A 14,789-nucleotide genomic window follows, 5' to 3' on the forward strand; every position below is an offset into this window, starting at 1 on the left:
CGGTCCTCGTTGCGGGGCTGGGCGGATGGTCGGCGGGTTCGTCGCGATGCGACGTGTGTCGCGTTCGCGAGCCATCGTCACCCTCCGCCGCGCCCGCGACGGTTACGCGGGCGCAGGCGAACCGGGGGCATGGTCGGCGCGGGGATGCGCTCGACGTCGCCGACATATCCCTCGACCGAGCCGAAACGCTCTGCACCCGCCTCGTATTCGTCGCGCGCGAGGACGATCTCGTCGTGGCTGCGGCCGATGAAGTTCCACCACATCACGATCTCCTCCTCGAACGGCGTGCCGCCGAGCAGGATGACGCGCGCGGGCTCATTACCGACGTCGAGCGTCAGCGTCGCGCGGCCTTCGTCGACGCAGCCGAGGTCGCCGCGTTCGAGGCGCGCGCCGTCGAGGGTGACCGTGCCGGTGTCGACGAGGATGCCGTGCTCGAACCCCTCGTCGACATCGAGGGTGACACGCGCGCCCGCGTCGAGGCGCAATTCGGCGCCGAGCAGCGGCGTGTGCGTGACGATCGGCGAACCGGCGACGCCGCGCAGTTCGCCGATGAAGACGAGCGCCGAACCCTGACCGCTCGGTAGCGGCACGCACTCGGGCGCGTGATGTTCGAACGCGCGGTCGCCGTCGCGGGTCACGTCGGGCAGTGCCACCCAGAGCTGGACGCCGTGCAGCGTCTCGGTGCCGGGCGTCGAGACCTCGGAGTGGACGATGCCGTGGCCGCTCGTCATGAGGTTGACCTCGCCGGGGCGGACGACGGCGTGCGCGCCACCAGAATCATGGTGTTCGATGGCGCCCTCGAACAACCACGAGACCGTCTGCAGCCCGGTGTGGGGGTGCGGCGGCACATCCATGCCGACGCCGCGTTCCGGGCCGTAGTGGTCGACGAAGCACCACGCCCCGACGAACGAGCGGTCGCGGTGCGGCAGGGTGCGTCGCACCTCGAGGGCACGCAGCCCGCCGAGCGGAACCTGGCGGGGTGAGAGAACCTGAACAACACCCTCGACGGGGCGTTCTGCGGTGGGCGCCTCGTTCGCCTGGGCGACGATCGCACCTGCAGGGTCGAGTCCACCGGCGGCCCTGACGTCGGCGTCGGCGCCTGACGTGCGGGCACCGACGTCGCGGGTAGTGGTTCCAAGAGCGCCGTCGCGCGGGTATGGCGGGTGGGTGTTGTCGTGAACACCGTCGCCCTGGATGCCGGACGGGTAGGCGCCGGCGTGATGCGTGGTGTCGGTGCGGGCCCCTGTGTCCTGGGTGTCGTCGAGCATTTCAGCGCTCCCTGGTGTCGACCGTCAGCCCCGACGAATGGGGCCCTCATGTCACCCAAGCACCCACGGTGTGCAGGAGCAACAGTCGGCCGATCGTTGTGCACGAAAATCGCAGATGTGGACGAAAATCGCAGTTGGGTCGCTCTGCACCGTTAGGAGGGAGGTCGTGGGAACCGTCGCGCCGCGCAGGCTCGCTATCACTCACTCGCGCGTCGCTCCTGCCAAATCCCCAGCCTGTCATGCCGCAGATGAGTAGGACCCCCGCCGGGCGACTTCGTCGCTGATCCGGCGGGGGTCCTACTCATCTGCGGAGGGCGTGGGATTTGAACCCACGGTTGGTTTCCCAACTCCGGTTTTCAAGACCGGTGCACTCGGCCACTATGCGAGCCCTCCTCGTCGCTGCACCAACCGCGAACACCACGCGCAACGACCCTTCGAGCGCATCGTCATCGACGCTCCCAGCAGGGCCGAACCCAGGCGTCGCACGGCAACCGGGCAACGAGAAACCATCGTAAGGCACTGGCGCGCCAACGCAGATTGGGTAGGCTCGACGGCAAGTTGTCCGTTCACATGAAATGGAGCCACATCATGGGCAAGATCTCCTTCCTCGCCGGCGGCGTCGTCGGCTACGTCCTCGGTACGCGCGCTGGGGAGAAGCGCTACGAGCAGATCAAGAAGCAGGCCGACAAGGCCTGGAGCAACCCTGCCGTGCAGGACAAGGTCACCGCCGCGACGGAGACCGTCAAGGCCAAGGCGCCCGTCGTCGCCGCGGCTGTCGGCCAGAAGGCCGCTGACGTCAGCAAGGACGCAGCGCATGGCGTCGCGAGCAAGGCGTCGGACGCCAAGGACGCGACGACCTCCAAGGCCGCCGACGCGAAGGACGCCGTCTCGTCGAAGACGTCCGGCGGCAAGCACGCTGCGAAGGACGACAGCGACCTGCCCGAGACGATCCACCGCGACTCCAAGGGCGACCTTCACGCCGACACGAGCGGCTTCGGCCCCGGCGGCGAGAAGCTCCCCTGACCCCCACCCACTCGACTCGCCCTGACGCTCGAGGCGCACGACGTGCGACGAACCCCGCGTCAGGCGCGACATCTCGCGGGATTTCGCGTAGATTCGCAGACAGCGCGGCCTAACACAGCCCTTCGGGTGGCTGTCTCGGCCACGACCAGTCGGATAGAACAGGATTGATTCATGAACCGCAGTGACCTCGCCAGCACCATCGCCCAGCGCACCGGCGTCAGCGTCAAGGACGCCACCGCCGTCCTCGCCGGCCTCAACGACGTCATCATCGAGGCCGTCGGCCGCGGTGACAAGATCCAGCTCCCCGGCCTGCTCACGATCGAGCGTGTCGAGCGCGCCGCCCGCACGGGCCGCAACCCGCAGACGGGCGCTGAGATCGAGATCCCGGCCGGCTACGCCGCGAAGGTGACGGCCGGTTCCAAGCTCAAGGCCGCCGCCAAGGGCTGAACTGCCTGATCTGACGAAGGGGGCCGTTTCACCACATCGGGGTGAAGCGGCCCCCTTCGTCATGCCTGGCCGCGCGCCAGTCACCCGACAATGTTGCCCGGCTTTCGGGCAATCGATCCCCAGAAACCCGGGCAACATCGAGGTCAGCGCGGGGGCAGTGCACACGATCAGATGTAGACGGCAGGGTCGCTGAACGGGTCGTGCTCGACGGCGGGCACCCGCACCTTCGCGGGCACACCGACGGCGACGCCCGTCGCGGGCACGTCCTTGACGACGACGGCGTTCGCGCCGACCTGAGCGCCATCGCCCACGACGATCGGGCCGAGGATACGAGCGCCCGCGCCCACCGTCACGCCGTCCCCGAGCGTCGGGTGACGCTTGACCTTCGCGAGCGTCCGCCCACCCAGGTTGACGCCGTTGTAGAGCATGCAGTCGTCGCCGATCTCGCTCGTCTCCCCGATGACGACGCCCATGCCGTGATCGATGAAGAAACGCCGACCGATCGTCGCACCGGGATGGATCTCGACGCCGGTGACGGCCCGCGTCACCTGCGATCCGAGACGCGCCGGCAGCTTCCAGCGGCCGCCGCGCTGCCACATCGCATGCATGACCCGGTGGCTCCACACAGCGTGCAGACCGGGCGAGGCGAGCGCCATCTCCAACCGCGAACCCCCGGCGGGGTCGCGTGCGAGGGCCGCGTCGACGTCCTCGTTCATCGTCTCCAGCGCAGCCCTTGCACGCGTCAACGGGTTCTTCGCCACCGTCATCTCCTCGAACTCGACTCTCGCCCAACAGCTCTGCTCATCATCGGCGCACCCGCCCGGGGTGCCCGAACGCCGGGGCGCGCGGTGCAGCACCACGCGCCCGGCCGATGAGACGGATGTCAGTCGACGATGCCCTCGAACAGGATCGTCGACAGGTAGCGCTCACCGAAGCTGGGGATGATGACGACGATCGTCTTGCCCTTGTTCTCGGGGCGCGCTGCCACCTGCGAGGCTGCGGCGAGTGCGGCGCCGGACGACAGGCCGACGAGCAGCCCCTCCTGCGTCGCGGCCTTGCGCGCCCATTCGACGGAGGTCTCGGCGTCGATGTCGATGACCTCGTCGTAGATGTCGGTATTGAGGATGTCGGGCACGAAGTTGGCGCCGATGCCCTGGATCTTGTGCGGCCCGGCCTGACCGCCGTTGAGGATCGGCGACTCAGCGGGCTCGACGGCGATCATCTTCACGTCGGGCTTGCGCTCCTTGAGCACCTCGCCGATGCCGGTGATCGTGCCGCCGGTGCCGATGCCGGCGATGACGATGTCGACGGCGCCGTCGGTGTCGCGCCAGATCTCCTCGGCGGTGGTCTTGCGGTGCACCTCGGGGTTGGCCGTGTTCGCGAACTGGCGGGCGAGGACGGCGCCGTCACGCTCGGCGGCGATCTCCTCGGCCTTCGTCACGGCGCCCTTCATGCCCTCGGCGGCGGGGGTGAGGACGAGTTCGGCGCCGAAGCCCTTGAGCAGCGCGCGACGCTCCTTCGACATCGACTCGGGCATCGTCAGCACGACGTCGTAGCCCTTGGCGGCGCCGACCATGGCGAGCGCGATGCCGGTGTTGCCCGAGGTCGCCTCGACGATCGTCCCGGCCGGCTTCAGCTCGCCGGAGGCCTCCGCGGCCTCGACGATCGCCTTGCCGATGCGGTCCTTGACGGAGGCGGCGGGGTTGCTGAACTCGAGCTTCGCCGCGACGGTGACGTCGGGGGCGTCGATGATGCGGTTGATGCGCACGAGCGGCGTGTTGCCGATGGCCTCAGTGACGTTGGCGAGGATGGGCATGAGGGGGGCCTTTCGACGGTGGCGGCGCGTCCAATCTCGCCCCAAGGAGGCGAGCAGACGCGGTGCGATGACTGCTTATGACTTTACCAACTCTGCGTTATCTACGTTTATGCCCACGGGCCAGGCAATAGCACACGTGCTCGTTGACTAATTCGAAATGGACACGACATCGCCCCGCCCCCGGGTTACCGGCCGGTAGCCCCGTCTAGACTGGGGCCCATGTCAGCCCTCCAGATCGTCGCCGCAGTGATCTGCGTCGTCATCACCGTCATCGGCGTCTCGCTGCTCGTGCGCGCCGTGGCACAGATGGTGGCGCGGTTCAAGGTCGGCGCACCCGAAAAGCGCACGGACAACCCCGGTGCGCGAACCGTCACGTTGCTGCGCGAGTTCCTCGGACACACGCGCATGTCCCGCCTGCCGATCGTCGCCGTCGCGCACTGGTTCACGATGATCAGCTTCGGCATCCTGTTCTTCACCCTGGTCACCGCCTACGGCCAGATCTTCAACCCCGACTTCACGCTGCCGATCATCGGAACGTTCGCTCCCTGGGAGTGGCTGACCGAGTTCATGGCGTGGACGGGCTTCCTCGGCATCTGCTGGCTCATCTGGAACCGCCGCAAGAACCACCCGGGCCGTTCGGCCGGCAAGGACGGCCGCAAGTCGCGCTTCTTCGGTTCGTCGTTCTGGCAGGCCTACTACGTCGAGTTCACGATCTTCGGCGTCGGTCTGTGCATCGTCAGCCTGCGCGCGCTCGAGTACGCGCTGGGCCGCGTCGACGGCAGCCACCACGCGAGCGTCCTGCACTTCCCGATGACGTTTTTCCTCGGCAAGCCGTTCGAGTCGATCGGCAAGGACGGCCTCGAGCAGCTCATCGTCGTCATCGCCGCGATCAAGATCCTCATCTCGATGGCGTGGATGATCACGATCTCGCTCAACACGACGATGGGTGTTGCCTGGCACCGCTTCCTCGCGTTCCCGAACATCTGGTTCAAGCGCAACGCGGACGGCCGCACGGCCCTCGGCGCCGCGAAGCCGATGATGGTCGACGGCGAGCCGCTCAAGGACGTCGAGGAGCTCGAGCTCGACGAGGACACCGTCCTGGGTGTCGGCAAGGTCGAGGACTTCACGTGGAAGGGCCTGCTCGACTTCTCCACCTGCACCGAGTGCGGTCGTTGCCAGAGCCAGTGTCCCGCGTGGAACACCGAAAAGCCGCTGTCGCCCAAGCTGCTCATGATGACGCTGCGCGACCACTCCGCCGCGAAGGCGCCGTTCCTGCAGGCCGCTGCGGCCGCGTCCGGGCCCGTCGACGAGAAGGGCCTGCCGACGGTCGCCGACCACTCCGGCGTCGACCTGCTGCGCACGCCGCTCATCGGCTCGACCGGCTACGACATCGCGAACCCGCTGACGGCGTACAACCCGGCCGGCACCACCGCGAACGGTGACGCGGCCGGTGCCATCATCGACGAGGACGTCCTGTGGTCGTGCACGACGTGTGGCGCCTGTGTCGAGCAGTGCCCCGTCGACATCGAGCACGTCGACCACATCGTCGACATGCGTCGCTACCAGACGCTCATCGAGTCCGCGTTCCCGACCGAACTCGCGGGCCTGTTCAAGAACCTCGAGAACAAGTCGAACCCGTGGGGCATGTCGGCGCGGGCTCGCCTCGAGTGGGCCAAGGGCCTGCCGTTCGACGTCAAGGTCATCGGCTCCGACGTCGAATCCGCCGACGAGGTCGAGTGGCTGTTCTGGGTCGGCTGCGCCGGCGCCTACGAGGACCGTGCGAAGAAGACGACGCGCGCCGTCGCCGAGCTGCTGCACACAGCGGGCGTCGACTTCGCCGTCCTCGGTGACGGCGAGAGCTGCACCGGCGACCCGGCACGCCGCGCCGGAAACGAGATCCTCTTCCAGATGCTCGCCGGCCAGAACGTCGCGACGCTCAACGAGGCGAAGGCGAAGAAGATCGTCGTCACGTGTGCGCACTGCTTCAACACGATCAAGAACGAGTACCCGCAGATCGGGGGCGAGTACGAGGTCGTCCACCACACGCAGCTGCTCAACCGTCTCGTGCGCGAGAAGAAGCTGACGCCCGTCGCGGCGCCGGAGGAGTTCGCGCAGCAGCCGAAGGACAAGTCGGGCGCTGCGTCGACGGGCAAGTCGGTCACGTACCACGACCCGTGCTATCTCGGCCGTCACAACCAGGTCTACGCGCCGCCGCGCGAACTCATCGCGTCGCTGCCCGGCGTCGAGTACAAGGAGATGGAACGCTCCGGCGAGAAGTCCTTCTGCTGCGGCGCCGGCGGCGCCCGCATGTGGATGGAGGAGAAGCTCGGTGAGCGCATCAACCTCAACCGTACGAAGGAGGCCGTCGCCACCGGCGCCGACCGCATCGCCATCGGCTGCCCGTTCTGCCGCGTCATGATGACGGACGGCCTCACGGCCGAGCAGAGCGACGGCAACGCGCGCGAAGAGGTCGAGGTCGTCGACGTCGCCAACATGCTGCTCGCCGCGGTGCGTCGCGGTGAGGACACGAAGGCCGTCGACGAGGGCGCGACGCAGACCGTCTGAGCCGCCGCACCCGCCCGTCACGGGCACGAGGGTTGACACCCGGGGCGCTTCGTTCCGCTGAGAGATCAGCGGGACGGGCGCCCCGTTCGTCGTTTCATGGGGCGCCTCGGGCGGGGTTTGTTGAGCGAGGTTCGTTGAGCGGGGTTCGTCCATCCCAGTTCGCCTGCCAGGGTTCCGCTACTCACGCCCCCGCCTCGTGCGTCCAGATGCACCCGGGTGCATCTGGACGACGAGGCGGACCGGCGGCGCGGCCTCGTCATCCACAGGCAGTGACGGCCACGGGCCGTTTCGACGCTCTCGGGAGGGCTGATCCACAGGGTCGCGGCGCCCGGGCTGCGCGGGGGCGACGCAGGGACCTAGCGTCGCCGTCATGAGCACTCTCGGAGACGACATCCGGGCGCAGCAGCGGCGAGCCGACCTGCTCTCGAGCGACCTCGCACAGTCCGCCACGGATCTGCGCACGACCATCACGACGACGCAGTGGACGTCCGGTGCGGCCGACCATTGCCGCAGCGTCCTCACCTCGTTCGCCCGCGACCTCGACGCCTGCGGTGACGACGCGGCGTCGTTCGCGACCGACATCGGCCGGCACGCCGCATCGGTCGAATCGCATCAGACCAGCGTGACCAACGTCGTCATGGCGCCGATCGATCTCGCGCGCGATGGCCTGTCGAAGGTGGGCAAGGCCCTGCACCGCGACGAGAGCGAGGGTCCGTACGACTACTCCCACTACGGCGACTGGCGGGGATGACGATGACGCAGCCGTTCCTGCTCGTGCGAGCCCGTGCCGGGCAACACACGTCGTTGCTCGAGGTCACCTTCGCTGACGGGTTGTTCCGCCTCGCGAGCACCCGGGGCGCGAGCGTCCACGCCGCCGAGGACGTCGTCAGCGCCGTGCTACAGCTCGTCGTCGACGCCCCGCCCGACGCCGACGCCGACCTCGTCGTCATCGGCTGTCTGGACGAGGTCGCGACACCTTGCCTCATCGCAGCGCGCCGAGGCGGCGAGTGGTGCGACGTCGGGTTCGACGACGCAACACGCGACTGGTTCGACGTTCGCGCCGAGGTCGTGGCGGCACTCGTCGGCCTCCATGCGCAATCGGGCGCGCCGAGCGGCTGCCTCGCGGCTGGCGACGCCCAGGATGAGATGCGTCCCGACCCCGGATGGGAGCACGCCGCATGAGAGTCGACCCGCCCAGCTCGTCGGTGACAGGCACCGTCATCGCTAAGAAGAGCGCCGGCCCGAGCGCCGTCGACGCCAACCTCGCTGATCTGCGCACCCTCGCCGCCGCGCTGACGACGGCGCACGGTGACGCGAGCAGCGCTTCCACCACGAGCCTGTCGATCGGCTGGGGCCTGCCGTTCACCGGGGATGCCCTCTCCCCTGGCACGGCCACGACATGCGCCACGGCGTCACTCGATCTGGCGGCCACCCTGACGGCCACGGCGCTGCGCGCGCAGTTGCTCAGCACTCTCGTGAGCGCCTCGCTCGACGCCTACGAGCTCGCCGAAGCCTGCGCCGTCGCCCACATGAAAACAGCCATCGCGACGTACTCGCTGACGGTGACTCTGGCGAAGATCTCGATGCGCCAATGGACCGGCAACGCGCCCTCGCCCGATACGACCGCGATGATCGTCGGTGACGTCGTCGCCATCATCGACGCGAGACTGCCGGGTTCGTACGAGGAGAATGTCGCCGGCATCAACATCGGCCTCGTGCGTGCGCTGGGCACTCCGAACCCCGTCACCACCTCGATCGTCAGCGGGCCCGATGCGCCCCGGCCCGCACCCGCAGTGCGCAGCGTCGGCCAGAGCATGGGACGCATCGACGATCTGTACGAGAACGGCAACGACTCCGCCCACATCCAGGTGCAGCGCGTCGTCGACCCGGCCACTGGCCAGGGCCGCTGGATCGCGATGATCCCCGGCACCGCGACGTTCTCCTGGAACGCCCGCACGCCACTCGACGGCTCCGGCAACGTTGCCGCCGCGGCGGGTCTCGTCAGCGGTGGCGAAGTCGCCGTCCGGGATGCCTTGCGCGATGCGATGCAGCGTGAGGGCGTGCTCGGCAAGGGCGAGCCGGTCATGCTCGTGGGTCACTCGCAGGGCGGCATGGTGATGACGAACCTCGCGCGCCGTCGCTCCGACGGTCTCAACGTCACCCACGTCACGACGTACGGTTCGCCGGTCGGGGCCGCCAAGCTCCCCGCGGGGGTGCGTACGCTCAACATCGAGAACTCGGCTGATTTCATCCATCGCATCGACGGGCGGGCCACCGGTGACGGCGACCCTGGACGCGTCCGACTCGTCATCGACGACCCGACGTCGGCGGTGACCGCGAAGGGTTCGACGAGCATCATCGAGCCGCACTCGCACGAGAAGTATCGGTGGAACTACGAGGCCGTCATGGGTCAGGAACGCGGACGCCCCGGCCCGCCGAGCGCCGCCGTCGACTTCGAGACCAGCGCGGCGCCGTTCTTCGAGGGCGAGGCTCGCACCTACCGGTACGACGCCTCGCGCGAGCCCGGCGTCGAAGCAACGCAGAACGCCGTCACGCCGACGCTGACGTGCACGTCGGAGACGACGCACAAGCCGTCACCGACGCCGAACTTCGGCGTCGGCCCCGCCGGGCAGTACCGGGTGACCTCGCCATGACCGCGCCCCTCCGCGATTACTGTCCCCACCGGCGATTTTCGTCTGCAGTCGCGGGGCCGCTGCCGGTGCGCCGTCAGGGCCTGGAGGCCGGGCTGACGGTTTCGTCCCCGGCGCTCTACGTCTCGACGTTCTCCACACCGGTTGCGGGGATGGCGCGGTCGCCGTCACCCGGGGCGGCACCGTCGAGCAAGTGGTCGATGAGGAACCGCGACGTCTCACGGTGCCAGCGCGGCGCGCCCCACAGCATCGCGTGCCAGCCCGGCATCGAGACGAAGCGGGCGTCGCCCCCGAGGGCCGCGACGTCGTCGATGAGCTTCTTCGTCGCGACGGGGTTGGTCACGGTGTCGCGTCGGCCGTGGATGCCGAGCAGCGGGATGGTGCGGAACGTCGCGGGCTCGGACGCTTCTGCCGCCCACGGCGCGAGCGCCACGACGGCGGCGACGTCCTCGCTGCTCGCGATGTCGAGCGCGACCCGCCCACCCATCGAGTGGCCGGCGATGGCGATCGGCACGCCCGGGTAGCGATCGCGCAGCTCGCCGAGAGCCCAGCGTGTGTCCTCGACGGCCGGCTTCTCCGGCTCGTTCCACCCACGGACGGCGAGGCGCAGCGTCGCACCCCCGATTCGGCCGTGGCTACGACGCTCGACGTCGCGCGCGAACGGCACGATGCGCAGGTAGGCGGGGTCACCGCGACGCATCCGCAGGTGACCTTCGACGTCGCCTCCGTGGACGAACAGCACGATCGCCTCGGGGTGACGCACGCGCGGCATCGTCAGCAACGGACTCGCGACGACGGCCGCACCACCGCGCTTCGTCGTCGCCGGACGCTGTGGCGCCTCCACGCTCAGGGGGGCGTCGACGGCAGCCGAACCGTCTTGCGCGGGAGCGTCAGGAGCGGCGGCACCCCCGGCGCCGGCCCGCCCGCCGTCGCGGTCCGCCCTGCCGTCATCCTGCTCGTCCCCGTCGTCCTCACCCTCAGGACGATGCACGTGCGGCATGGGCGTCGGCGGGTTGGTGGACGCCAGCACGTCGGACTCGCGACGCGTCGTTGCGGCACGCTGCGGTGCCCTCACGGCGTCGGCGTCGTCATCGACGGTGACACCGTCGAGCGCCTCGTCGCCGAGTTCGTCGTCGCGCAGCAGCGCATCGGCGGCGTCGGCGGCGAGGCCGACCACTTTGTCGCCGAGGGAGGTCTCGTCGACGGGGGTGGCTTCACCGTCCGGTACGCGCGGAGAATCTGCTTGCCCCGGGGCGACCTCGACCTCGAGCTCGGAGCCGAGACGACGGCTGAGCTCGACGGCCGCGCGCGCCGGCAGCGACGTGACGTCGTCGTCGCTCTCGTCGGCCATCGTCAGACGTCGGTGCGGTGGAAGGAGGAGAAACTGCGGCTCGCGGTGGGGCCGCGCTGGCCCTGGTAGTGCGAGCCGTATTCGGAGCTGCCGTAAGGGTGTTCGGCGGGGGACGTCAGCTGGAAGAAGCACAGCTGGCCGATCTTCATGCCCGGCCACAGCTTGATGGGCAGCGTCGCGACGTTGCTCAACTCGAGCGTCACGTGGCCGGAGAAACCGGGGTCGACGAAGCCCGCCGTCGCGTGCGTCAGCAATCCGAGGCGACCAAGCGACGACTTGCCCTCGACACGAGCGGCGACGTCATCGGGCAGCGTGATCTGCTCGTAGGTCGAGCCGAGGACGAACTCGCCGGGGTGCAGGATGAACGGCTCGGACGCGTCGACCTCGACGAGGCGCGTCAGTTCCGGCTGCTCGGCGGCGGGGTCGATGAAGGGGTACTTGTGGTTGTCGAACAACCGGAAGAACTTGTCGAGGCGCACGTCGATGCTCGACGGCTGGATCATCGACGGTTCGTACGGGTCGAGCACGACCCGGCCGGAATCGATCTGGCTCTTGATGTCACGGTCCGAAAGCAGCACACGGCTACGGTAATCGACGCGCGTCTGCCGCGGCCCCGCTCTCACTCATCGGCGCCGTCGGTGGCGAGAGACCGACACACCGTCCGTCATGACATGCACGTACGGCGCGGACGCGCTAGAGTACGAGGCGCTTGATCGACGCGCCGGACGTTCACCAGGACGGGCGCCGGACAGGCAAGAACCCCGCCGTGGCGGGGCTCGCGAGTGTAGTTCAATGGTAGAACATCAGCTTCCCAAGCTGAATACGCGAGTTCGATTCTCGTCACTCGCTCCAAGCATGTGAAAGGGGCCGGATCCGATGGGATCCGGCCCCTTTCGTCATTCTTGCTCGGCCTCGCCGGGACGCGAGGTCGGCTGTGGCTCCTTCGAGCACTGCGCACACCGCCCCAGCAGCGCCCCGTGCTCGGCGTCGAGCGTGAACCCCGTCAGCTCCTTGATTCTTGCGGCGAGTGGCGCGAACTCGGCCACGTCGACGTCGACGAAGCGCCCGCACGTGTCGCACTGCAGGTGCGCGTGGGCGTGAGGCTCGGCCACGTGCCCGGTGACCTCGTGCCCGGCGGCATCGCCCTCCCCCGAGTCCCCATCCGATGCACCAACATCGGCCTTCGCCCCCTCACGCGCCACGTCGGCCGCCAGGTGGTAGATCGTCGCGCCGCCCGGAACGTGGGTGTGCGTGACGATGTCAGCGTCGACGAGAGCCTGCAGCGAGCGGTAGATCGTCGCGCGGTGGATACCCGGTTCGACCTCGTCGACGAGCGCCGCGACGGCGTCGGCGTCGGCGTGACCCGGTTCGCGGCTCAGCACGTCGAGGACGGCGCGCCGCCCCGGCGTCACGCGTTCTCCGCGGGCCCGCAGTCGCGCGAGGGCTGCGTCGCGGCGGGCATCGCTCGGGCTCGCGTCCGCGCGCAGGTCAACGCTCGCTGCAGCACCACGTGCGTCAGGGCTTCGAGGGGTCATGCCTCCATCGTCCGGGCTCCCCACCGGCGAGGCAAACCGAGCACTCAGCACATCGTCACGTACTCATGAGTAGACTTACCGGCGAGTAGCGCCTGGATCATCGCGCTGCACCCCTACCGATCTCGGAGGACATCTTGTCTCACTACAAGAGCAACGTTCGCGACCTTGAGTTCAACCTCTTCGAGGTCTTCAACCGTCAGGACGTGCTGGGCACCGGCATCTACGAGGACGTCGACGTCGACGTCGCGAAGGACATCATCGGCCAGGTCGCGAAGCTCGCCGAGGGTGACCTCGCGGCGAGCCTCATCGACTCCGACCGCAACCCCCCGGCCTACGACCCGGAGACCAAGTCGGTCACGATGCCGGAGTCGTTCAAGAAGTCCTACAAGTCGTACATCGACGCCGGCTGGGGCATGCTCGACGCCCCCGTCGAGCTCGACGGCATGAAGGTGCCGCCGTCCGTGCGCTGGTCGCTCGCCGAACTCGTCTGCGGCGCCAACCCGGCCGTCCACATGTTCTCCGCGAGCTACGCGTTCGCGTCGCTGCTGTACTTCATGGGCAACGACGAGCAGAAGAAGCTCGCCAAGCACATCGTCGACGGCGGCTGGCACTGCACGATGGTGCTGACCGAGCCCGACGCCGGTTCTGACGTCGGCGCCGGCCGCACGAAGGCCACGCAGAACGACGACGGCACGTGGAACATCACGGGCGTCAAGCGCTTCATCACCTCGGCCGAGTCGGACATGGTCGACAACGTCGTCCACTTCGTCCTCGCCCGCCCTGAGGGCGCCGGCCCCGGCACGAAGGGCCTGTCGCTGTTCATCGTCCCGAAGTTCCACGTCGACCTCGAGACGGGTGAGCTCGGCGAGCGCAACGGCGCATACGTGACGAACGTCGAGGACAAGATGGGCCTCAAGGTCTCCACGACCTGCGAGGTGACGTTCGGTGACGGTGCACCCGCCGTCGGCACGCTGCTCGGCGACGTCCACGACGGCATCGCACAGATGTTCAAGGTCATCGAGAACGCCCGCATGTTCGTCGGCACGAAGGCGATCGCGACGCTGTCGACCGGCTACCTCAACGCGCTCGAGTACGCCAAGGAGCGCGTCCAGGGTGCCGACATGACGACGCCGCAGAAGGACGCGCCGCGCGTCACGATCACGCACCACCCGGACGTGCGCCGCAGCCTCATGCTGCAGAAGGCCTACGCCGAGGGTCTGCGTTCGCTCGTCATGTACACCGCGTGCCAGCAGGACGTCGTCGACCAGGCGACGAAGGGCAACCCGGCCGCCGAGCTCGAGGAGGGCAGCCCCGCCGAGATGGCGGCGCGCCTCAACGACCTGCTGCTGCCCATCGTCAAGGGCGTCGGTTCGGAGCGCGCGTGGGTGCTGCTCGGCACCGAGTCGCTGCAGACGTACGGCGGGTCGGGCTTCCTCAAGGAGTACCCGCTCGAGCAGTACGTGCGTGACGCAAAGATCGACACGCTCTACGAAGGCACGACGGCCATCCAGGGCCTCGACTTCTTCTTCCGCAAGATCGTCAAGGATCAGGGTGTCGCCCTCGGCATGCTGCAGAAGGAGATCGAGACGACGATCGGCCAGGCTCCCGAGGCCCTCAAGCGTGAGGCGGGTCTGCTCGCGCAGGCCGCGACGGACCTCAAGGACATGGGTGAGTTCATGTTCGGAGCCGCGATGGGTTCGCTCGAGAAGCCGACCGAGGCGTACAAGATCGGCCTGACGTCGACGCGTCTGCTGCTCGCTGCGGGCGACGTCGTCATCGGCTGGCTGCTGCTGCGGGCCGCCATCGTCGCGCAGGCCCGCCTCGAGGCGGGCGACGCCGGCAAGGACACCGACTTCTACACCGGCAAGGTTGCCGCGGCGCAGTTCTTCGCGCGCACCGTGCTGCCGCGCATGGCGTCGGAGAAGGCCATCACCATCGCCGAGGACGGCTCGCTCATGGACGTCCCGGAGAGCGCTTTCTGATCTGACCTCACCGGTCTCGACCAGAACCGCTGCGGCCCGGCTCCCTCACGAAGGGAGCCGGGCCGCAGCGATTCCGCGACGCCCCACATGACGCGTAGACGCACGATGTGGGGAGGCGCACCGCGACCCACTCGGTGCGCAACTGCAGCGA

Annotated in this window: 13 protein-coding genes and 2 tRNA genes; 8 read left to right on the forward strand and 7 right to left on the reverse strand. The window is 68.7% G+C overall.

Going from position 1 to position 14,789, the window contains the following annotated elements; genetic code table 11:
- Positions 1 to 77: 77 nt before the first annotated feature.
- Positions 78 to 1,268 (reverse strand): pirin family protein, encoded by a 1,191-nt coding sequence (locus AC1RS9_RS08735; protein WP_074039722.1) that lies wholly within the window; start codon positions 1,266 to 1,268, stop codon positions 78 to 80.
- Between the two features lie 308 nt (positions 1,269 to 1,576).
- A tRNA-Ser gene (locus tag AC1RS9_RS08740) sits at positions 1,577 to 1,661 on the reverse strand.
- 195 nt (positions 1,662 to 1,856) lie between these two features.
- On the opposite strand from AC1RS9_RS08740, the gene AC1RS9_RS08745 reads away from it, so the two are divergent.
- Positions 1,857 to 2,291: a hypothetical protein gene (locus AC1RS9_RS08745; RefSeq protein ID WP_006946922.1), complete on the forward strand. Its 435-nt coding sequence runs from the start codon at positions 1,857 to 1,859 to the stop codon at positions 2,289 to 2,291.
- A 171-nt stretch (positions 2,292 to 2,462) separates the two neighbouring features.
- Positions 2,463 to 2,738, forward strand: a complete 276-nt coding sequence (locus AC1RS9_RS08750) for an HU family DNA-binding protein (RefSeq protein ID WP_006947090.1) — start codon at positions 2,463 to 2,465, stop codon at positions 2,736 to 2,738.
- A gap of 167 nt (positions 2,739 to 2,905) precedes the next feature.
- Here AC1RS9_RS08750 and epsC read toward each other — a convergent pair whose 3' ends face one another.
- Both epsC and cysK read right to left on the reverse strand, forming a co-directional pair.
- Positions 2,906 to 3,505 carry a serine O-acetyltransferase EpsC gene (epsC, locus tag AC1RS9_RS08755; RefSeq protein WP_074039719.1) on the reverse strand — a complete coding sequence of 200 codons (600 nt, stop codon included), beginning with the start codon at positions 3,503 to 3,505 and terminating at the stop codon, positions 2,906 to 2,908.
- Positions 3,506 to 3,621: 116 nt separating this feature from the next.
- Complete coding sequence (cysK, locus tag AC1RS9_RS08760; protein ID WP_006946929.1) at positions 3,622 to 4,554, reverse strand: cysteine synthase A; 933 nt, start codon at positions 4,552 to 4,554, stop codon at positions 3,622 to 3,624.
- Positions 4,555 to 4,773: 219 nt separating this feature from the next.
- On the opposite strand from cysK, the gene AC1RS9_RS08765 reads away from it, so the two are divergent.
- From AC1RS9_RS08765 to AC1RS9_RS08780, 4 genes are all read left to right on the forward strand, one after another.
- Entirely contained in the window at positions 4,774 to 7,119 is a 2,346-nt protein-coding gene (locus AC1RS9_RS08765; protein ID WP_006947058.1) for a (Fe-S)-binding protein, read from the forward strand.
- Positions 7,120 to 7,489: 370 nt separating this feature from the next.
- Positions 7,490 to 7,870, forward strand: a complete 381-nt coding sequence (locus AC1RS9_RS08770; protein ID WP_040015042.1) for a hypothetical protein — start codon at positions 7,490 to 7,492, stop codon at positions 7,868 to 7,870.
- On the forward strand, positions 7,867 to 8,301 hold the full coding sequence (locus AC1RS9_RS08775; protein WP_143181188.1) for a hypothetical protein: 435 nt from the start codon (positions 7,867 to 7,869) through the stop codon (positions 8,299 to 8,301). The genes AC1RS9_RS08770 and AC1RS9_RS08775 overlap by 4 nt, the downstream gene beginning before the upstream one ends.
- Positions 8,298 to 9,773 carry a lipase family protein gene (locus AC1RS9_RS08780; protein WP_131940421.1) on the forward strand — a complete coding sequence of 492 codons (1,476 nt, stop codon included), beginning with the start codon at positions 8,298 to 8,300 and terminating at the stop codon, positions 9,771 to 9,773. Before AC1RS9_RS08775 ends, AC1RS9_RS08780 begins: the two co-directional genes overlap by 4 nt.
- Before the next feature lie 115 nt (positions 9,774 to 9,888).
- Here AC1RS9_RS08780 and AC1RS9_RS08785 read toward each other — a convergent pair whose 3' ends face one another.
- On the reverse strand, positions 9,889 to 11,121 hold the full coding sequence (locus tag AC1RS9_RS08785) for an alpha/beta hydrolase (protein WP_006947111.1): 1,233 nt from the start codon (positions 11,119 to 11,121) through the stop codon (positions 9,889 to 9,891).
- Positions 11,122 to 11,123: 2 nt separating this feature from the next.
- Entirely contained in the window at positions 11,124 to 11,699 is a 576-nt protein-coding gene (gene dcd, locus AC1RS9_RS08790) for a dCTP deaminase (protein ID WP_006947114.1), read from the reverse strand.
- A gap of 200 nt (positions 11,700 to 11,899) precedes the next feature.
- Here dcd and AC1RS9_RS08795 point away from each other — a divergent pair.
- Positions 11,900 to 11,973, forward strand: a tRNA-Gly gene (locus AC1RS9_RS08795).
- A 44-nt stretch (positions 11,974 to 12,017) separates the two neighbouring features.
- On the opposite strand, the gene AC1RS9_RS08800 is transcribed toward AC1RS9_RS08795, so the two are convergent.
- On the reverse strand, positions 12,018 to 12,656 hold the full coding sequence (locus AC1RS9_RS08800; RefSeq protein WP_083603802.1) for a Fur family transcriptional regulator: 639 nt from the start codon (positions 12,654 to 12,656) through the stop codon (positions 12,018 to 12,020).
- Positions 12,657 to 12,790: 134 nt separating this feature from the next.
- Here AC1RS9_RS08800 and AC1RS9_RS08805 point away from each other — a divergent pair, with 134 nt between their 5' ends.
- Positions 12,791 to 14,638, forward strand: a complete 1,848-nt coding sequence (locus AC1RS9_RS08805) for an acyl-CoA dehydrogenase (RefSeq protein WP_074039714.1) — start codon at positions 12,791 to 12,793, stop codon at positions 14,636 to 14,638.
- Positions 14,639 to 14,789: the final 151 nt, after the last annotated feature.

Source organism: Dermacoccus sp. MPR-E5, from assembly GCF_058809565.1.

Bases quoted from the DNA above. Each gene is read 5' to 3' on its own strand.
- AC1RS9_RS08735 (WP_074039722.1), bottom strand. From the start codon at position 1,268: ATGCTCGACGACACCCAGGACACAGGGGCCCGCACCGACACCACGCAT.
- AC1RS9_RS08745 (WP_006946922.1), top strand. From the start codon at position 1,857: ATGGGCAAGATCTCCTTCCTCGCCGGCGGCGTCGTCGGCTACGTCCTC.
- AC1RS9_RS08750 (WP_006947090.1), top strand. From the start codon at position 2,463: ATGAACCGCAGTGACCTCGCCAGCACCATCGCCCAGCGCACCGGCGTC.
- epsC (WP_074039719.1), bottom strand. From the start codon at position 3,505: ATGACGGTGGCGAAGAACCCGTTGACGCGTGCAAGGGCTGCGCTGGAG.
- cysK (WP_006946929.1), bottom strand. From the start codon at position 4,554: ATGCCCATCCTCGCCAACGTCACTGAGGCCATCGGCAACACGCCGCTC.
- AC1RS9_RS08765 (WP_006947058.1), top strand. From the start codon at position 4,774: ATGTCAGCCCTCCAGATCGTCGCCGCAGTGATCTGCGTCGTCATCACC.
- AC1RS9_RS08770 (WP_040015042.1), top strand. From the start codon at position 7,490: ATGAGCACTCTCGGAGACGACATCCGGGCGCAGCAGCGGCGAGCCGAC.
- AC1RS9_RS08775 (WP_143181188.1), top strand. From the start codon at position 7,867: ATGACGATGACGCAGCCGTTCCTGCTCGTGCGAGCCCGTGCCGGGCAA.
- AC1RS9_RS08780 (WP_131940421.1), top strand. From the start codon at position 8,298: ATGAGAGTCGACCCGCCCAGCTCGTCGGTGACAGGCACCGTCATCGCT.
- AC1RS9_RS08785 (WP_006947111.1), bottom strand. From the start codon at position 11,121: ATGGCCGACGAGAGCGACGACGACGTCACGTCGCTGCCGGCGCGCGCG.
- AC1RS9_RS08800 (WP_083603802.1), bottom strand. From the start codon at position 12,656: ATGACCCCTCGAAGCCCTGACGCACGTGGTGCTGCAGCGAGCGTTGAC.